The sequence below is a fragment of the Streptosporangium sp. NPDC020072 genome (assembly GCF_040631445.1).
Classification (GTDB): Bacteria; Actinomycetota; Actinomycetes; order Streptosporangiales; family Streptosporangiaceae; genus Streptosporangium.
Genome location: NZ_JBEYAB010000002.1, coordinates 187,152 through 201,572 on the forward strand (window position 1 = coordinate 187,152; position 14,421 = coordinate 201,572).

The 14,421-nt window shown below is 69.7% G+C and carries 16 protein-coding genes; 7 read left to right on the forward strand and 9 right to left on the reverse strand.

Translation table 11 applies throughout. The features are described 5' to 3' along the window. Positions 1-30: 30 nt before the first annotated feature. The 4 genes from ABZ470_RS04180 to ABZ470_RS04195 all read right to left on the reverse strand — a co-directional run bounded on the left by ABZ470_RS04180 (position 31) and on the right by ABZ470_RS04195 (position 4,055). Positions 31-759, reverse strand: a complete 729-nt coding sequence (locus ABZ470_RS04180) for an alpha/beta hydrolase (RefSeq protein WP_362909825.1) — start codon at positions 757-759, stop codon at positions 31-33. A 77-nt stretch (positions 760-836) separates the two neighbouring features. Then, the gene (locus tag ABZ470_RS04185; protein WP_352009630.1) at positions 837-1,160 is read right to left on the reverse strand and encodes an ATP/GTP-binding protein; all 324 of its coding nucleotides are present in this window, start codon (positions 1,158-1,160) and stop codon (positions 837-839) included. Further along, positions 1,157-2,674: a 3-hydroxyacyl-CoA dehydrogenase NAD-binding domain-containing protein gene (locus tag ABZ470_RS04190; RefSeq protein ID WP_362909827.1), complete on the reverse strand. Its 1,518-nt coding sequence runs from the start codon at positions 2,672-2,674 to the stop codon at positions 1,157-1,159. Before ABZ470_RS04190 ends, ABZ470_RS04185 begins: the two co-directional genes overlap by 4 nt. A 199-nt stretch (positions 2,675-2,873) precedes the next feature. Next, positions 2,874-4,055: an amidohydrolase family protein gene (locus tag ABZ470_RS04195; RefSeq protein ID WP_362909829.1), complete on the reverse strand. Its 1,182-nt coding sequence runs from the start codon at positions 4,053-4,055 to the stop codon at positions 2,874-2,876. Positions 4,056-4,782: 727 nt separating this feature from the next. Here ABZ470_RS04195 and nucS point away from each other — a divergent pair. The 7 genes from nucS (at position 4,783) to ABZ470_RS04230 (ending at position 10,007) form a co-directional block, all read left to right on the forward strand. Then, positions 4,783-5,442 (forward strand): endonuclease NucS, encoded by a 660-nt coding sequence (gene nucS / locus ABZ470_RS04200; protein WP_352009633.1) that lies wholly within the window; start codon positions 4,783-4,785, stop codon positions 5,440-5,442. Positions 5,443-5,539: 97 nt separating this feature from the next. Further along, positions 5,540-6,391 carry an ABC transporter ATP-binding protein gene (locus tag ABZ470_RS04205; protein ID WP_362909831.1) on the forward strand — a complete coding sequence of 284 codons (852 nt, stop codon included), beginning with the start codon at positions 5,540-5,542 and terminating at the stop codon, positions 6,389-6,391. Next, positions 6,388-7,215, forward strand: a complete 828-nt coding sequence (locus tag ABZ470_RS04210; protein WP_362909834.1) for an ABC transporter permease — start codon at positions 6,388-6,390, stop codon at positions 7,213-7,215. Before ABZ470_RS04205 ends, ABZ470_RS04210 begins: the two co-directional genes overlap by 4 nt. Further along, the gene (locus ABZ470_RS04215; RefSeq protein ID WP_362909836.1) at positions 7,212-7,409 is read left to right on the forward strand and encodes a hypothetical protein; all 198 of its coding nucleotides are present in this window, start codon (positions 7,212-7,214) and stop codon (positions 7,407-7,409) included. Before ABZ470_RS04210 ends, ABZ470_RS04215 begins: the two co-directional genes overlap by 4 nt. Next, complete coding sequence (locus ABZ470_RS04220; RefSeq protein ID WP_352009637.1) at positions 7,406-8,575, forward strand: sensor histidine kinase; 1,170 nt, start codon at positions 7,406-7,408, stop codon at positions 8,573-8,575. The genes ABZ470_RS04215 and ABZ470_RS04220 overlap by 4 nt, the downstream gene beginning before the upstream one ends. Before the next feature lie 3 nt (positions 8,576-8,578). Next, positions 8,579-9,202 carry a response regulator transcription factor gene (locus ABZ470_RS04225; protein WP_362909838.1) on the forward strand — a complete coding sequence of 208 codons (624 nt, stop codon included), beginning with the start codon at positions 8,579-8,581 and terminating at the stop codon, positions 9,200-9,202. Positions 9,203-9,401: 199 nt separating this feature from the next. Then, complete coding sequence (locus ABZ470_RS04230) at positions 9,402-10,007, forward strand: TetR/AcrR family transcriptional regulator (protein WP_352009639.1); 606 nt, start codon at positions 9,402-9,404, stop codon at positions 10,005-10,007. A gap of 56 nt (positions 10,008-10,063) precedes the next feature. On the opposite strand, the gene ABZ470_RS04235 is transcribed toward ABZ470_RS04230, so the two are convergent. From ABZ470_RS04235 to ABZ470_RS04255, 5 genes are all read right to left on the reverse strand, one after another. After that, positions 10,064-10,381 (reverse strand): STAS domain-containing protein, encoded by a 318-nt coding sequence (locus tag ABZ470_RS04235; RefSeq protein WP_352009640.1) that lies wholly within the window; start codon positions 10,379-10,381, stop codon positions 10,064-10,066. 139 nt (positions 10,382-10,520) lie between these two features. Beyond that, positions 10,521-11,114 (reverse strand): response regulator transcription factor, encoded by a 594-nt coding sequence (locus tag ABZ470_RS04240; RefSeq protein ID WP_352009641.1) that lies wholly within the window; start codon positions 11,112-11,114, stop codon positions 10,521-10,523. After that, positions 11,111-12,340, reverse strand: a complete 1,230-nt coding sequence (locus tag ABZ470_RS04245; RefSeq protein WP_362909841.1) for a histidine kinase — start codon at positions 12,338-12,340, stop codon at positions 11,111-11,113. The genes ABZ470_RS04240 and ABZ470_RS04245 overlap by 4 nt, the downstream gene beginning before the upstream one ends. Positions 12,341-12,392: 52 nt before the next feature. Beyond that, complete coding sequence (locus ABZ470_RS04250; protein ID WP_362909843.1) at positions 12,393-13,190, reverse strand: ABC transporter permease; 798 nt, start codon at positions 13,188-13,190, stop codon at positions 12,393-12,395. A gap of 83 nt (positions 13,191-13,273) precedes the next feature. Then, on the reverse strand, positions 13,274-14,332 hold the full coding sequence (locus ABZ470_RS04255; RefSeq protein ID WP_362909845.1) for an ABC transporter ATP-binding protein: 1,059 nt from the start codon (positions 14,330-14,332) through the stop codon (positions 13,274-13,276). Positions 14,333-14,421 lie beyond the last annotated feature (89 nt).

Below are 14,421 nucleotides of genomic sequence, written 5' to 3' on the forward strand. Positions count from 1 at the left end.
CGTAGCCCCGCCGTCCGTGATTCGCGGACCCTATCCCTCGCCGAGCATCTCGTGGGGTACCTCGTGGGGCAGCGGATGGGCCGCCGGGTTGACGCGCCGTACGATCTCGTTCAGAACGATCCGCACGTACGGCTCGCCGACCCACAGGTGTTTCGCGCCCTCGACCCCGACGACCTCGGCCTGCGGCACCCGCGCGAAGCGGGCCTTGGCCTCCTGCGGCCTCAGGTAGTCGTCGAACTCGGGGACCAGCGCCGTCAGCGGACGGCCGAAGGCCGCCCAGGCGTCGAGGTCGGCGTCGGTCGCCCGGCGCAGCGGCGGAGAGAGCAGGACGGCCCCCGTCACCAGCGGGTCGCGGCCCCATTTGAGCGTCAGCTCGGTGCCGAAGGACCAGCCGACCAGCCAGACGTTCGGCAGGTCGTGGAACTCGGCGTACTCCAGCGCCGCGGCGACGTCGAAGCGCTCCTCCTCGCCGTCGCCGAAGACGCCCTCCGAGGCGCCGCGCTCGGAGGAGGTGCCGCGCGTGTTGAACCGCAGCACCGCCAGGTCCGCCAGCGCGGGCAGCCGGTTGGCGGCCTTGCGGTACAGGTGGCTGTCCATCATGCCGCCGTGCGTGGGCAGCGGGTGCAGGCAGACCAGCGTCGCGACCGGCGGCCTTCCCGGGGGAAGGGCCAGCTCTCCGACGAGCCTCAGCCCGTCGCCGGTGTGCAGCTCGATCGGCTCCCTGCGCGCGGGCAGCACCGTCGAGGACCTGATCTCCATGTCTGTTCCGTGTCTCCTCACCAGCGGCCGGAGTGCCGCCGTTTTTCCGTACCCGGCCCGGTGTTCGGCGCCGAGTCTCAGTATCGGCTCCGGCCTGGACCGCGCCGTATCCGGTTGCGCCAGCACGCGGTGTGCCAGTGCCTGCGTTCCTGCTCTCCGCCCCGCCAGGCGGGCCAGCTCACCAGGTGCGGAACGCCCGGTCTGAGTTCCTGGTCACAGCCGGGGCACCGGTAGACCTTGTCCGCGCCCGCGCCGGTGACCCGGCGCACGAACCAGTCGCCGTCCGGCCACTCCTCGACCTGGTCGACGCCGGGCACCGAGGAGCCGACGGGGCGTGCGGGACTTCCCCGTCCGTCGCCCCGGTCGAAGGGGTCGATCCGGCGGGCTCTGCGGGGGCTCATGACAGGCCGCGAATGCTTCGCACGCCGGCCGTGACGAGCTGGTCGAGCAGCGGCGCGGGGGCGAAGGCCGGGTCGCGGTACTCGGCGTAGAGGGCGCGCAGTCCGTCGCGGACGGTTTCCAGGCCCAGTGCGTCGATCATCTCGAACGGCCCCGCCGGGTATCCGCAGCCGAGCCGCATGGCCGCGTCGATGTCCTCGGTCCCTGCGTAGCCCGAGTCGTACATCCGCACGGCGTCGTTGAGGTACGGGTACAGCAGGGCGTCCACGACGAACTCGGCCCGGTCCTTGCAGTGCACCGGCACACGGCCGACGATCTTGGTCAGGCCCTCGACGGCGCATGTCGCCTCCGGCGAGGTGAGCACGGTCGAGGCGACCTCGGCGAGTCTGTCCCCGACCAGGTGCAGGCCGACCAGGCGTCTGGGGTGCGGCAGCCGCGCGGCCAGTTCGATCACGGGGGTGTGCGACAGCGCGATGACCACGTCGGCGGTTTCCACCGCGCCCTCAAGCGTGTCCTCCGCCTCGCCCGCCGTCACCGTCTCCAGGGCGGTCGTCCTGAACCCGGCGTCGCCGAGCCTGGCCGCGAACTCGCGCGCGCCCTCACCGAGCACCGCGACGGAGCTGACCGTGGGCTTGCCCGACGCCGGAGGGGTGGCAACGGCCTGCCCGTCGTAGAAGCCCGCTCCCGTCTTACGGCCGAGCAGGCCCGCGGTGACCAGCTCCCGCAGGATCGGCGCGGGGGCGTGGCGGCGGTCGCGTGTCTCCTGGAACAGCACGCACATCACCTCGTAGGAGGTGTCCAGGCCGATCAGGTCGAGCAGCGCGAAGGGGCCCATCGGCACGCCGACGCCGAGTTTCATCGCGGCGTCGATGCCGTCGCGGGTGGCCAGGCCGTTCTCCAGCAGGACGGCGGCGTGGTTGAGGTAGGTCAGCAACAGCCGGTTGACCACGAATCCGGCGCGGTCGCCGACGCTCACCGGCGTCTTGCCGAGCCGCCGCGCCAGGGCGGCGATCTCCTCGGCCAAGCCGTCCTCGGTGACCACCGTGTGGACCACCTCGACCAGCCTCATGACCGGCGCGGGGTTGAAGAAGTGCATGCCGACGACGCGCCCCGGCCTGCCGGTCGTGGCCGCGATCTCGGTGACGGAGAGGGAGGAGGTGTTGGTCGCGAGCACCGCGGACGGCTTGCAGATCCGGTCCAGGTCGGTGAACAGGGCCCGCTTGAAGTCCATGACCTCGGGGATGGCCTCGATGACGAGGTCGGCGTCCGCGAGGTCGTCCCGCGAGGTCGTCAGGGTGATCCGGCCGAGGATCTCGGCCCGCTCCGCCTCGCTCAGCCTGCCCTTGGCCAGGGCCCGTCCGGTCGAGTTCTCCAGGTTGTCCCGGCCTCGCCCGAGCGCGTCGGGATCGGCCTCGACGCCGATCACCCTGAGCCCCGCGCGGGCGAAGACCTCCGCGATCCCCGCCCCCATCGTGCCGAGCCCGACGACTCCGACCTTCTCAAAGCTCCGCGTCATGCCGCCAGTCTCCCAGAGCCCATCACCTCCCCCCAAAACCAACCCAGATAATCAACCGGTAGCAACCCCGACGCCTCTTCCCGGTACCGTCCGGCGAAATCAAAGCAGTCGGTGAACGGATGAAGCCCTGTCGTCCTCGACGATGGACCACGCTCTCGCCGCGCGGCGAGAGCGGTCGCCCGCAGTCGAGGCTCGACGTCTAGAGACCCCGCGCCACCGGCTGCCCCGCCCGATAGACCGCGCGGACCCGGCGTACGTCGTCGATGTGGTGGACGGGATCGCCGTCGACGACGAGAAGGTCGGCGTCGTAACCGGGAGCGACACGGCCTTTGCGGTGCCCGAGGCCGCAGGACTCGGCGGCGAGGGAGGTGACGGAGGCGAGCGCTTCGACATTGGTGGCGACCTGTGCGGCGAAGTAAACGAGATCGCCGGGAAGTACGTCATGAGGTTTGTGAGGGTTGATGCCCGCGTCGGTGCAGCAGACGACGCGCACACCATGGCGTTGCATGTAGGCCTGGTTCTCCCAGTAGGGCTCGATGGTCTCCAGGACCTCGGGAGGCATCCCCTCACGGGGTTTGACGACCGTACAGCCGACGAAGGTGCCGGCCGCGGCCATGGCGTCAACGGTCCGAGGGTCGAGCCGCACCCCTGACCGCGTCATGAACGTGCAGTGTTCGATGCCGTCGACTCCGGCTGCCACGGCGTCGGTGATTCCCGCCGCAGCGTGCGCGTGCGCGGTGACAGGCAGTCCCAGCCCGTGAGCGGTCCGGGTGACCGCCCGCAGATCCGCCAGACCGTACTGCGATCCCCCGGGGTTGGTCCCCTTGGTGGACATGCCCCCTGTTGCCATGATCTTGACGAGGTCGGTCCCGTGTTCGGCGCGGGAGGTGACGGCGGCGACCAGTTCCTCCGCCCCTTCGGCCTCTCCGCCGAGGTACCAGCAGTGTCCACGGTTACTGGTGATGGGAGGGCCGGCCGCGACGATCTGAGGGCCCGGTTCCCCCGTGGCGTACTCCTCGCGCAACCGTAGCGAGAGATATCCACGGTCGCCGAGGTCGCGAAGGGTGGTGATGCCGGCGTGCAACGCCTGGGCGGCGTGTTGCCGCATTCGCGTCATGACGGTGGCGTCATCGTCGTGAAGCATCTGATGTTCGGTGTTGCCGTTCGGGTCGAACGCCAGGTGGGTGTGCGCGTCCACCAGCCCCGGCATGAGGGTCACGGCCCCCAGGTCCGCCAGCGCCACCCCTTCCGGCGGGGGAGCGCCGGTGAGGTCGACGTCAACGATCCGGCCGTCTTCGATCAGGACCATGACCGGACGCGGATGCGCGGCCTCTCCGTCGAACAGGCGCGCACCGCGGACAGCCAGTCGAGAATCTCTCACGAACGCACTCCCATTATGGTCATGAATAATTCTCCGTTTCGGAACTCCTTACCACCGGTGAAAAGAATGCGTTCGGTGGCGCAAGCACCGGTGGCACGATCCGTCCCAGGTGAATTCATCTCCCGGGGGCATCGGAAATCGTAGGTCACCGTGGCCCGAAGTCGATAACGACCGATCAGCCCGGCGGGTGAGAAACGGCGGCGAAAAGACCGTCGGCGCAGGTGAGGCGTATGATTCCGTCGCCTGAACGGCGTGGCGGGCAGGGGTTGTTCCGGGTCACCGAAACAATCAGCCTCGGGCCTTTCTTGTTTCTCCTCCTCGCGGGCACCGCCCGACCGATACGGATGCGGCATCGACCGTGTCCGCACCGGAAGCCCGGTCCCGACACGGCTTGGCGAAAGACGGCGGCAGCGGGCACAACGCAACCTGATCGGTTCCGATCACCGCCAAAACGACGGGGACAGGCGCCAAAGCTCTTCGGTCAGGAAGGGATACACCGCCGATCACCTCACCTGCCCCGAGCCGCCCGCCGTTCCTCGGTCGCGGGCGGAACGGCAGGATCGGAAACGGGTCACGGAGCGAACCGGGCGAAGAACCTCCTCGTCCTGTCGTGGAACCGGCCTTCGTCGGCGGTGAAGCCCCTATGGACCGCCTCATATCCGTGACGACGCGGGATATGAGGCGATCCGGAACCGGCGACGGGTGGCTGGGTCTAGGCTTGGGTGCCATGCGTCTGGTCATCGCGCGGTGCAGCGTGGATTACGTGGGAAAGCTCACCGCTCATCTTCCGATGGCGCCCAGGCTCATCCTGATCAAAGCCGACAGTTCGGTCTCCATCCATGCGGACGACCGGGCGTTCAAGCCGCTGAACTGGATGAACCCGCCCTGCAAGCTCCGTGAGGAGGAGGGCACCTGGACGGTCACGCACGGCAAGACCGGGGAGAAGCTCGTCCTGACGATGGAGGAGATCCTGCACGACTCCAGCCATGAGCTGGGGGTCGACCCCGGCCTGGTCAAGGACGGGGTCGAGGCCCACCTGCAGGAGCTGCTGGCCGAGCACATCACCACGCTGGGCGCGGGCTGGACACTGGTCCGCCGCGAGTACATGACGGCGATCGGCCCGGTGGACATCCTCTGCCGTGACCACACCGGCGCCTCGGTCGCCGTCGAGCTCAAGCGCCGGGCGAACATCGACGCCGTGGAACAGCTGACCCGCTATCTGGAGCTGATGAACCGCGACCCGCTGCTCGCGCCCGTCAGCGGGATCCTGGCCGCCCAGGCCATCGTGCCGCAGGCCAGGACCCTGGCCGAGGACCGCGGCATCCGCTGCGTGACCCTCGACTACGACGAGCTGCGCGGCATCGAGCGCACCGACACCCTGTTCTGAGACCACTGTCACGAGGCCGCTGTCCTCCGTTCGGAGGACAGCGGCGTTCCACCGGTCGTGGGTGCCGCCGAAGCCGTGCGAGGCGGACGCTTGAGGCATGGATACGGCGGTGAAGGTACGTGGCCTGACCAAACGGTACGGCGACGTGCAGGCGGTCGGAGGCATAGACCTCGACATCCACGCGGGCGAGGTGTTCGCGATCCTCGGCCCGAACGGCGCAGGCAAGTCGACCACGGTTGAGATCCTCGAAGGGCACCGGACCAGGGACGCGGGCGAGGTCAGCGTCCTGGGTGCCGACCCCGGCAGGCCGACCCGGGACTGGCGTTCCCGCATCGGGATCGTGTTGCAGACGGCCAACGACATGACAGAGGCGACGGTCGGGGAGACCGTACGGCACTTCGCCGGGTACTACCCGGCTCCGCGCGACCCGGACCAGGTCATCGAGCGGGTGGGCCTGACGGACAGCGCGGGCAAGCGCGTCCGGCAGCTCTCCGGAGGGCAGCGGCGACGGCTGGACGTGGCGCTCGGGGTGATCGGCGATCCTGAGCTGCTCTTCCTCGACGAGCCGACCACCGGGTTCGACCCGGAGGCCAGGCGGCGGTTCTGGGAGCTGATCCGGGACCTGGCGGGCCAGGGGACCACGATCGTGCTGACCACCCACTACCTGGACGAGGCCGAGGCGCTGGCCGGCCGGGTCGCCGTGGTCTCCGGCGGCCGGGTCGTCGCCGAGGGCGAGCCCGCGACGCTGGGCGGGCGGGCCACCGCCAAGGCCAGGGTGAGCTGGTCGGACGGGGGCGAGCGGCGCACGCTGGAGACGGACACCCCGACCGGGACCGTGCTCGAACTGACCCGGCGCTTCGACGGGGAGGTTCCCGAGCTCACCGTGACCAGGCCGACCCTGGAGGAGATCTACCTCGGGCTCGTCACCCCCTCCGAGGTGACCTCATGAGCCGGACGACCACCCATGTCCCCGTTCGGAGACCGTCCGCGGCACGACTGGGGCTGTCGCGGGCGGCCATCGAGACCCGGATGTTCCTCCGCGAACGGGACGCGGTCATCTTCGTCTTCTCCCTCCCGATCATCCTGCTGGCGATCTTCGGGGCGATCTTCAGCGGCACCCTTGAGGGAAGCGGCGTCAGCGTCGCCCAGCTGTACGTGTCGGGGCTGATCGGTTCGGCGGCGATGACGGGCTTCCAGAACCTCGGTATCGGCATCGCGATCGACCGTGACGACGGCACGCTCAAGCGGCTCGCGGGCACACCGCTGCCGCGTTCCTCCTACTTCGTCGGCAGGGCGTTGCAGACGCTGTTCCTGTCGCTGTGCCAGGTGGTGCTGCTGCTGGCCGTCGGGGTGCTGGCCTTCGGACTCGACCTGCCCACCCGGGTCTCGGCCTGGGTGACCTTCTCCTGGGTCTTCGTGCTCGGCGTGCTGTCCTCGGCGCTGCTGGGCGTGGCGGCCAGCAGCCTGCCCCGCTCGGGCCGGAGCGCGAGCGCGGTGATCTCCATGCCGTTCGTGGTGCTGCAGTTCGTCTCCGGGGTGTTCATCCCGGTCGGCCAGCTGCCCTCATGGCTGGTGAACATCGCCTCGGTGTTCCCGCTGAAGTGGATGTGCCAGGGCTTCCGCTCGGTCTTCATCGGTGACGCCGGGGCCACACTTGAGGTCGCCGGGTCGTACGAACTGGACCGGGTCGCCATGGTCCTGGGAGCCTGGGTCGTCGGAGGACTGGTGCTGTGCCTGCTGACGTTCCGGTGGAAGAGCCGCCGCGACGGATGACCCCTGAGGAACGGCCCCGTCCGGGCGGTGACCCGGCGGGGCCGAACACGTGGGAGTCGTCACCGGCCGTCTGGGAGATCCCGCTGGTCCCGGCGATTCTGCTGCCGGTCGTGCTCGTCGTCACCGGCGGCATGACCGTGCCGGGGAAGGCGGTCACGGCGGGCTGCCTGCTCTCCGCCGAGGTGCCGGGATGACGCCCGCCCCCGGGGAACGGCACGCCTACCACCGCATGGACGGCTGGGAGCGGCTCTATCTTCTCGACCTCATCGTCTCCGTCGCCTTCGTCCTCCTCGACGACGCGCTCACCGTCGCCTGGAAGGCGGTCGTGCTGTGCCTGCTGGGCGGTTGCACGGCGGCCTACGTGTTCCTGGGAAGGCGCATCCCAGGGGGACCGTACGGCACGAACGGGCGCGCCTACGTGGTGCTGTCGATCGTGCTCTTCACCCCGGTCTCGGTGCTCTGCCCGCCGACCCGTTTCCTGCTGTTCGCCTTCGGGCCGCAGTACTACATCCTGCTGCCGAAGCGGCAGGCGATGCTCGCGACCGTGGCGCTGAACGTGGCCCCCGTGCTGTGCCTGCCCCTGTTGCCCTCCAGTGGGGAGGACCTGCTCGCGTTGTCCGTCATCGGGCTGCTCTCGCTGGCCTCGAACCTGGTCTTCGGGCCCTGGATCCAGGATGTCGTCGAGCAGAGCAAGGGACGCGCCCTCCTCATCGAGGAACTGGAGAACAGCCGTGCCGAGGTGGCCAGGCTCTCGGCGGCACAGGGGGCGGCGGCCGAGCGGGAACGGCTGGCCGGGGAGATCCACGACACCCTGGCCCAGGGCTTCACCAGCATCATCATGTTGCTGCAGCAGCCGGACGAGCGGCGGATCGGGCTGGCCGTGCGGACGGCGAGGGAGAACCTGGCCGAGGCCCGCGCGCTGATCGCCGCGCTCGGCCCGGCGCCGCTCGACGGCTCGACGCTGGAGGAGGCGCTGGGGCGGATGGTCTCCCGGTTCGGCGAGGAACTGGCCGTCACCGCCTCGTTCGGGGTGAGCGGCGAGTCGCAGCCGATGTGGACCGGGGCCGAGGTCGTCCTGCTGCGTGCGGCGCAGGAGGCGCTGGCGAACGTCCGCAAGCACGCCCGCGCCTCGGCCGTCACGGTGACGCTGGACCATCTTCCCTCCGCGGCCCGGCTGACCGTCCGCGACGACGGCGTGGGGCTCGGGCCCTCGGCCGCCGACGGGTACGGCCTGCGTGGCATGCGCGCGCGGGCCGAGCAGGTGGGAGGGTGTCTGTCGCTGACGGCCGCCGCCGGCGAAGGCACCGTCCTGGAGATCACCGTCCCCGTTTCCCCGGCGACGGTCAGACGAGGAGTTTGACGAGTGCTACGACTGATGATCGTCGATGACCACCCCGTGGTCCGTGAAGGCCTGCGGGGCATGCTTGAGGCGGCGCCGGAGATCACCGTGGTCGGGGAGGCCGCCTCCGGGGACGAGGCGGTGGCGCGGGCCGTGCAACTGCGACCCGAGGTGATCCTGATGGACCTGCGGATGCCGAACGGCGACGGGGTCAGCGCGACCTCGCGCATCCTGGCCGCCCTGCCGCGGAGCCGGGTGATCGTGCTGACCACCTACGAGACGGACCAGGACATTCTGCGGGCGGTCGAGGCCGGGGCGGCCGGTTACCTGCTGAAGGACACCTCGCGGGCCGACCTGCTGGCCGCGATCGCCTCCGCCGCGCGTGGGGAGACGGTGCTGTCGCCGTCCGTGGCGACCCGGCTGGTGACCAGGATGCGCGCCCCGGCGGCCGAGACCCTGTCGCCGCGCGAGGCCGAGGTGCTGGCGCTGGTGGCCGAGGGGCTCACCAACGCCGAGATCGGCCGGGCGCTGTTCATCAGCGAGACCACGGTGAAGACCCACCTGCTGCGGGTCTTCGGCAAGCTGGGGGTCTCCGACCGTACGGCCGCCGTCACCACCGCTTTGGACCGTGGGCTCCTCGTCCGCTGAGGCCCTTCACGGACGTGGGTGACTTGACTGCCCAGTCAGGCTCGTGACCTTCTTGCATGAAGTGTGCAAGCAACAGGACACTTACTCTTCCGCAAAAAGGATCTTGCACCCATAATGGGGGATTCCGGGGGCCAGGATCATGAGGTGGAAGTGATAAAACGAGCATTTGTCAACCCCACGTCAAGGCGGGGTGCTTGACATGAACGGCCGGCCTTACCGGGGAATGTCAGCGGAGGAACGTCTCGCCGAACGACGGGAACGTTTGATCTGCGCGGCGTACACCCTCTATTCCGACCCCGGATTCCCAGAGACGACGATCGAGAGGCTGTGCGCCACGGCGCGCATCTCCAACCGCGCGTTCTACGAATGTTTCTCCGGGCGCACCGAACTCATGCGGGCACTGCACGAGAGGTGCGTCCAGGAGGCCGTCTCGGCGGTGGCGAAGGCCGTCGAGGAGGCTCCCGACACCCTGCTCGGCAGGGTCGAGGCGGGCATCACGGAGTACATCAACTTCGTCACCGAGGACAGAAGACGCGCCCGGATCATGCACCTGGAGGTGCGCAGGGCGGGCGACTGCCTCACCACCTCACGGCAGCAGGCCGTACGGGCCTTCGCGAGGATCGTCGCAGCCGGTGCCCTCGGTCCTCCGGACACGGTCGGGGTCAACCGGCACCTGCTCACGCTGGGCATGATCGGCGCCGTCCACGAACTGCTCATCGAGTGGGTGCTGGCCGAGGACCCGCCCCCGGTCTCCGACCTGGTCGGTACGGCCGTGCACATCTTCCACCGGTCGTTCGCGACATGACCGCCAGGTGAGCCCATCCGTCCCCCTCGCCCCGGCCGTCTCCGGGGCGTGGGGGGTCAGGCGACCGCGGCCATGGGCACCTCGACGATGAGCACCCGGTTGAGGCGGGTCACCGCCAGCACCCGCATGACCCGGACGGGCACCCCTCTCAGCACCAGGCGGCGCCCGGTCTCAAGCGCCCGGCGGTGCGTGCCGACCAGCACGCCCAGGCCGGTGGCGTCGATCATCTCAAGTCCGGAGAGATCGACGATCAGATCACCGTCACCGGAGTCGACCGCGCTGTGCAGTCTTGGGCGCACCACGGCTACGGTGCCCACGTCGAGGCGGTTGCCCACCACGACCACCTGCGCCCCGGGCTTTCCAACGGCGCGCATACCCCCTCCTCAGACCGATCTCGGCGCCACCTCGGTCGGCCGACCACGTGCACATCGGACCATGTGAAAGCCCTGTCCCAGGACTGGGCTTTCTGCCGTCATGAGGAGCCCTTGCCCCCTTCTGGGAGAAAGATGCTGTTCATAACCAACCTTTTTCCTGCGCGACACGGATCGCGGTGATCCGGTTGGTCGCGCCGAGCTTGGTGATGGAGCTGGACAGGTAGTTGCGCACCGTCCCCTCGGTGAGGTGCAGTGAGGCCGCGATCTGGGCGACCGTCGCCCCCTGGGAGGCCAGGGACAGGGCGTCGCGCTCGCGTTCGGTGAGCGGGTTCTCCCCCGCCATCATCGCCGAGGCGGCCATCTCGGGGTCGAGATATCGACCGCCCGCGTGGATCTTGCGGATCGCCGCCGCCAGCTCCTCGGCCGAGGCGTCCTTGGGGACGAACCCGCGCACCCCCGCGGCCAGCGCCCTCCTCAGGTAGCCCGGCCGCCCGAAGCTGGTCAGGATCAGCACGGCGTGACCGGGCAGTGTCTCGGCCACGCTCAGCCCGTCCATCCCCGGCATCTCGATGTCCAGCACCACCACGTCCGGGCTGTGATCCTGTACGGCCTGCGCCACCAGGTCGCCCCTGGACACCTCGGCGACCACCTCGATGTCCGGCTCCAGGCCGAGCAGCGTGGCGATCGCCCTGCGGATCAGGTGAGCGTCGTCTGCCAGCAGAACCCGGATCATCGTGCCCCCTCCAGCGGGATCGTGGCCCGCAACCTGAACTCCCCCGCGCCCTCGCCCGCGCCCGCGGTGAGGACCCCGCCCATCGCCGTCACCCGCTCCGACATGCCCGTCAGCCCGGTGCCGCCGCGCCCGGTCGGCCCGGTGGCGCCGTCGTTGGTCATCTCCAGCACCGCCGTACCCTCCCGCAGGGTGATCGCGATCCGGCAGCGGGTCGCCGAGCTGTGCCTGAGCACGTTGGTCGTGCCCTCCCTGATCACCCAGGCCAGCAGCGTGGCCGCCTCCTCGGGGACCCCCTCCTTCGGGAGTTCGAGGGAGCAGCCGATGCCGCCCGCCTCAAGCACGGCCGTCATGCTGCGCAACTCGGCGTCGAAGTCGACCGTGCGGTAGCCGCGCACCGCCGTACGGATCTCCTTGAGCGCCTCGCGTGCCAGCACGCGCACCTCGCCCATCTCCGCGGCGGCCCGTTCGGCGTCCACGGCCGACAACTTGGCGGCGACCTCGCTCTTGAGCGCGATCGCGGACAGGCTGTGCCCGACCAGGTCGTGCAGGTCACGGGAGAAGCGCAGCCGTTCCTCGGTCACCGCCAGCCTGGCCATGGCCTCCTTGCCCTCCTCGGCCGCTCTGACCACCTTCCAGAACCAGAGCTGGAAGCGGTTGGCCCACGGCATGAACATGGCCATCGCGAGGAAGGTCGCTATCGCGAGGGCGGAGGTGTCGTCGAGCCCGAGACGTCCGCTGGGCACGACGAGCACCGCGACGGCCGCCGCGCCGACGGACACGGCGATCGCCCCTCTCCTGTCCAGCAGCAGGGCCGCGCCCGAGGACCAGGCGACGGCCAGGAGCCCGAGGGACCACAGCTCACCGTGCAGGGACACCAACATGACCAGGACGAGCGCGCCGGAGGCGATCATCTCGCGGGTCGCCCTGACCCCGGCGATCGAGGCTCTGACCATCTGCACGTACAGGATGCTGAAGGCGGCCGTCCCCGCCATATCGAAGATCGTCAGAGGGGTCAGGAGGTGCCGGCCCTGCGCGGTGAGCCTCACGAAGGTGCCGAGCCAGGCGAAGGCCACGCCGATCAGCAGTGTGCCGACGGTCGACCTGCGCAGCCGCTCGACACTCGTACGCCCGGGATGGCACCACAGCGACATCCGCAGCTTGCCGAGGACGGTCTTCCAGGACGGACGTCCGGGCTCTCCGGAGAACGCCGGCGAGGCGGGAGGCAAGTCGCCTCCCGCCTCCCCTGTGTCACTTTTTGTCTGCATCTCGCGGTAGACGTTATCCGTGCCGGGGTTCCCACCGGAACAGCCATCCGGCCAACAGGGCCGTCACCGCGATCCAGACGATCAGGATTCCGAAGGAGGGCAGCGCCCCCGTCCACTGCTCCAGCACGCTCAGCGCCCTGCCGCTGCCGGAGTAGTGGTCGGAGCCGAGGAAGGCGCTGCGCATGATCTTCACGATCGGGGTGATCGGGAGCAGGCCGGAGATCGTCCCCAGCAGGCCGGGCAGCGCGTTCGTCGGGAAGGCGACCGGCGAGCCGATCATCAGGAGCAGGAGGATCGGGAGCACCGTGATCTGGGCCATCTCTGCGTTGGGGGTCAGGCCGGAGCAGGCGGCGGCCAGCAGCCCGAACACCGTCACCCCCAGGACCGCGGCCAGGAGCATCAACGGCACGTTGACCGGGGTCGCCCCCTCGGTGCGCTGGATCCAGATCCCCAGCAGGACGACCTGACCGAAGAAGAGAGCGAGCGCACCGAGGGCGCTTCCCGCCAGAACCGCCGCCGCAGAAGGCTGGCCCCCGCGCAGCCGCTTGAGCACCAGTTCCTCACGACGGGCCGTCAATGAGTTGACCAGGTTGACGAAGACCGCGAACCCCATCATCAGGCCCGGCATTCCGGTCAGCACGAAGAGCTTGGCGGACACCCCCTCGATGGTCGCGCCCCCCTGGGTCTGGGTGAACAGCCAGGCCATCAACAGCGGCATCAGCAGCACGGTGAACAGGACGGTGGTGTTTCTGAAGATCAGGGTCAGGTCGATCCTGGCCAGCCGTACGGCGTGCAGGGCGTCGGTTCTCATGGTCTGTCGTTGCCTTCCGGCCGTCGTGCGGCCTGTCGTCTCCCCGCGGATCGCTCCGCCGTCCACCCGGATGGTCTCCGGTCCTACGCCGTCTCCCCGAGGACCCGCATGAAGGCGTCCTCCAGGGTCCCCCGGCGTACGGTCAGCCGCTCCAGGACCTCGCCCCGGCTGTCGGCCCAGGCCAGCAGCGGTGAGAGGGCGGCGTGCGCGCGGGCCTGGACCTGGTCGCCGGTCAGCGTGTAGGCGACCTCGGTGCCGTCGCCCGTGTAGGTGAGCGCCGGGGCCGCGCCGTCCAGGAAGGGCAGTTCGTCGTAGGAGCGGGAGGCCCCGCCGAGCCGGAAGGAGATGGTGTCGCCGGAGCCCGCGACGACCTCCTCGACCGTCCCGTAGGTGTGGATCCGCCCCTCGTGCATGATCGCCAGGCGACCTGCGAGGCGCTCGGCCTCCTCCAGGTAGTGCGTGGTGAGCAGCACGCTCGTGCCGCGTTCCCGCAGGTCCTCGATCACCCGCCACGTGGTACGGCGCGCCTCGGGGTCCATACCGGTGGTCGGCTCGTCGAGGAAGAGCAGCTCCGGGGCGGACAGTACGGCCAGCGCGAGGTCGAGCCTGCGCTTCTGACCGCCGGAGAGCTGCTTGACCCTGGTCCTGGCCTTGTTCTCCAGGCCGACCAGCTCAAGCGCTCCCATGGTCTGCCGGTCGACGCCCTTCGTCCAGCCCGTGATGGACAGGCGCCCCGGCATCTCGGTGCCGGACAGGGTCACGGGGCGTCCCGCGTCCTCGCTCAGCCCCTTCCACAGCCCGACGGTCTCGGCGACCGTGAGGTCCCCCAGGAAGCCACCCTCCTGCAGCATGATCCCGATACGGGGACGCAGACCGCGGCGCTGCCTGATCGGGTCGAGGCCGAGGACCCTGACGCTCCCCTCGGTGGCGGGCGTGAAGCCCCCCAGGACCTCCATGGTGGTCGTCTTGCCCGCGCCGTTCGTGCCGAGCAGGGCGAAGATCTCGCCCCTGGCGACGGTGAAGGAGACGCCGCGCACCGCCTCGAAGTCGCCGTACTTCTGCCGGAGCCCGCCGACCTCGATCACGTTTTCGAGGCCGACGGTTCCGATCTCCGCCGTGTCCGCGAGCTGTGGTGTTCTCATGGCGACAATCCTGCTGTTTCCGCCTTTCACCAGGTAGTCGCCGATATCACCACACCAGCAGAGAGATGTCAGCCGACGGAGCTGACAAA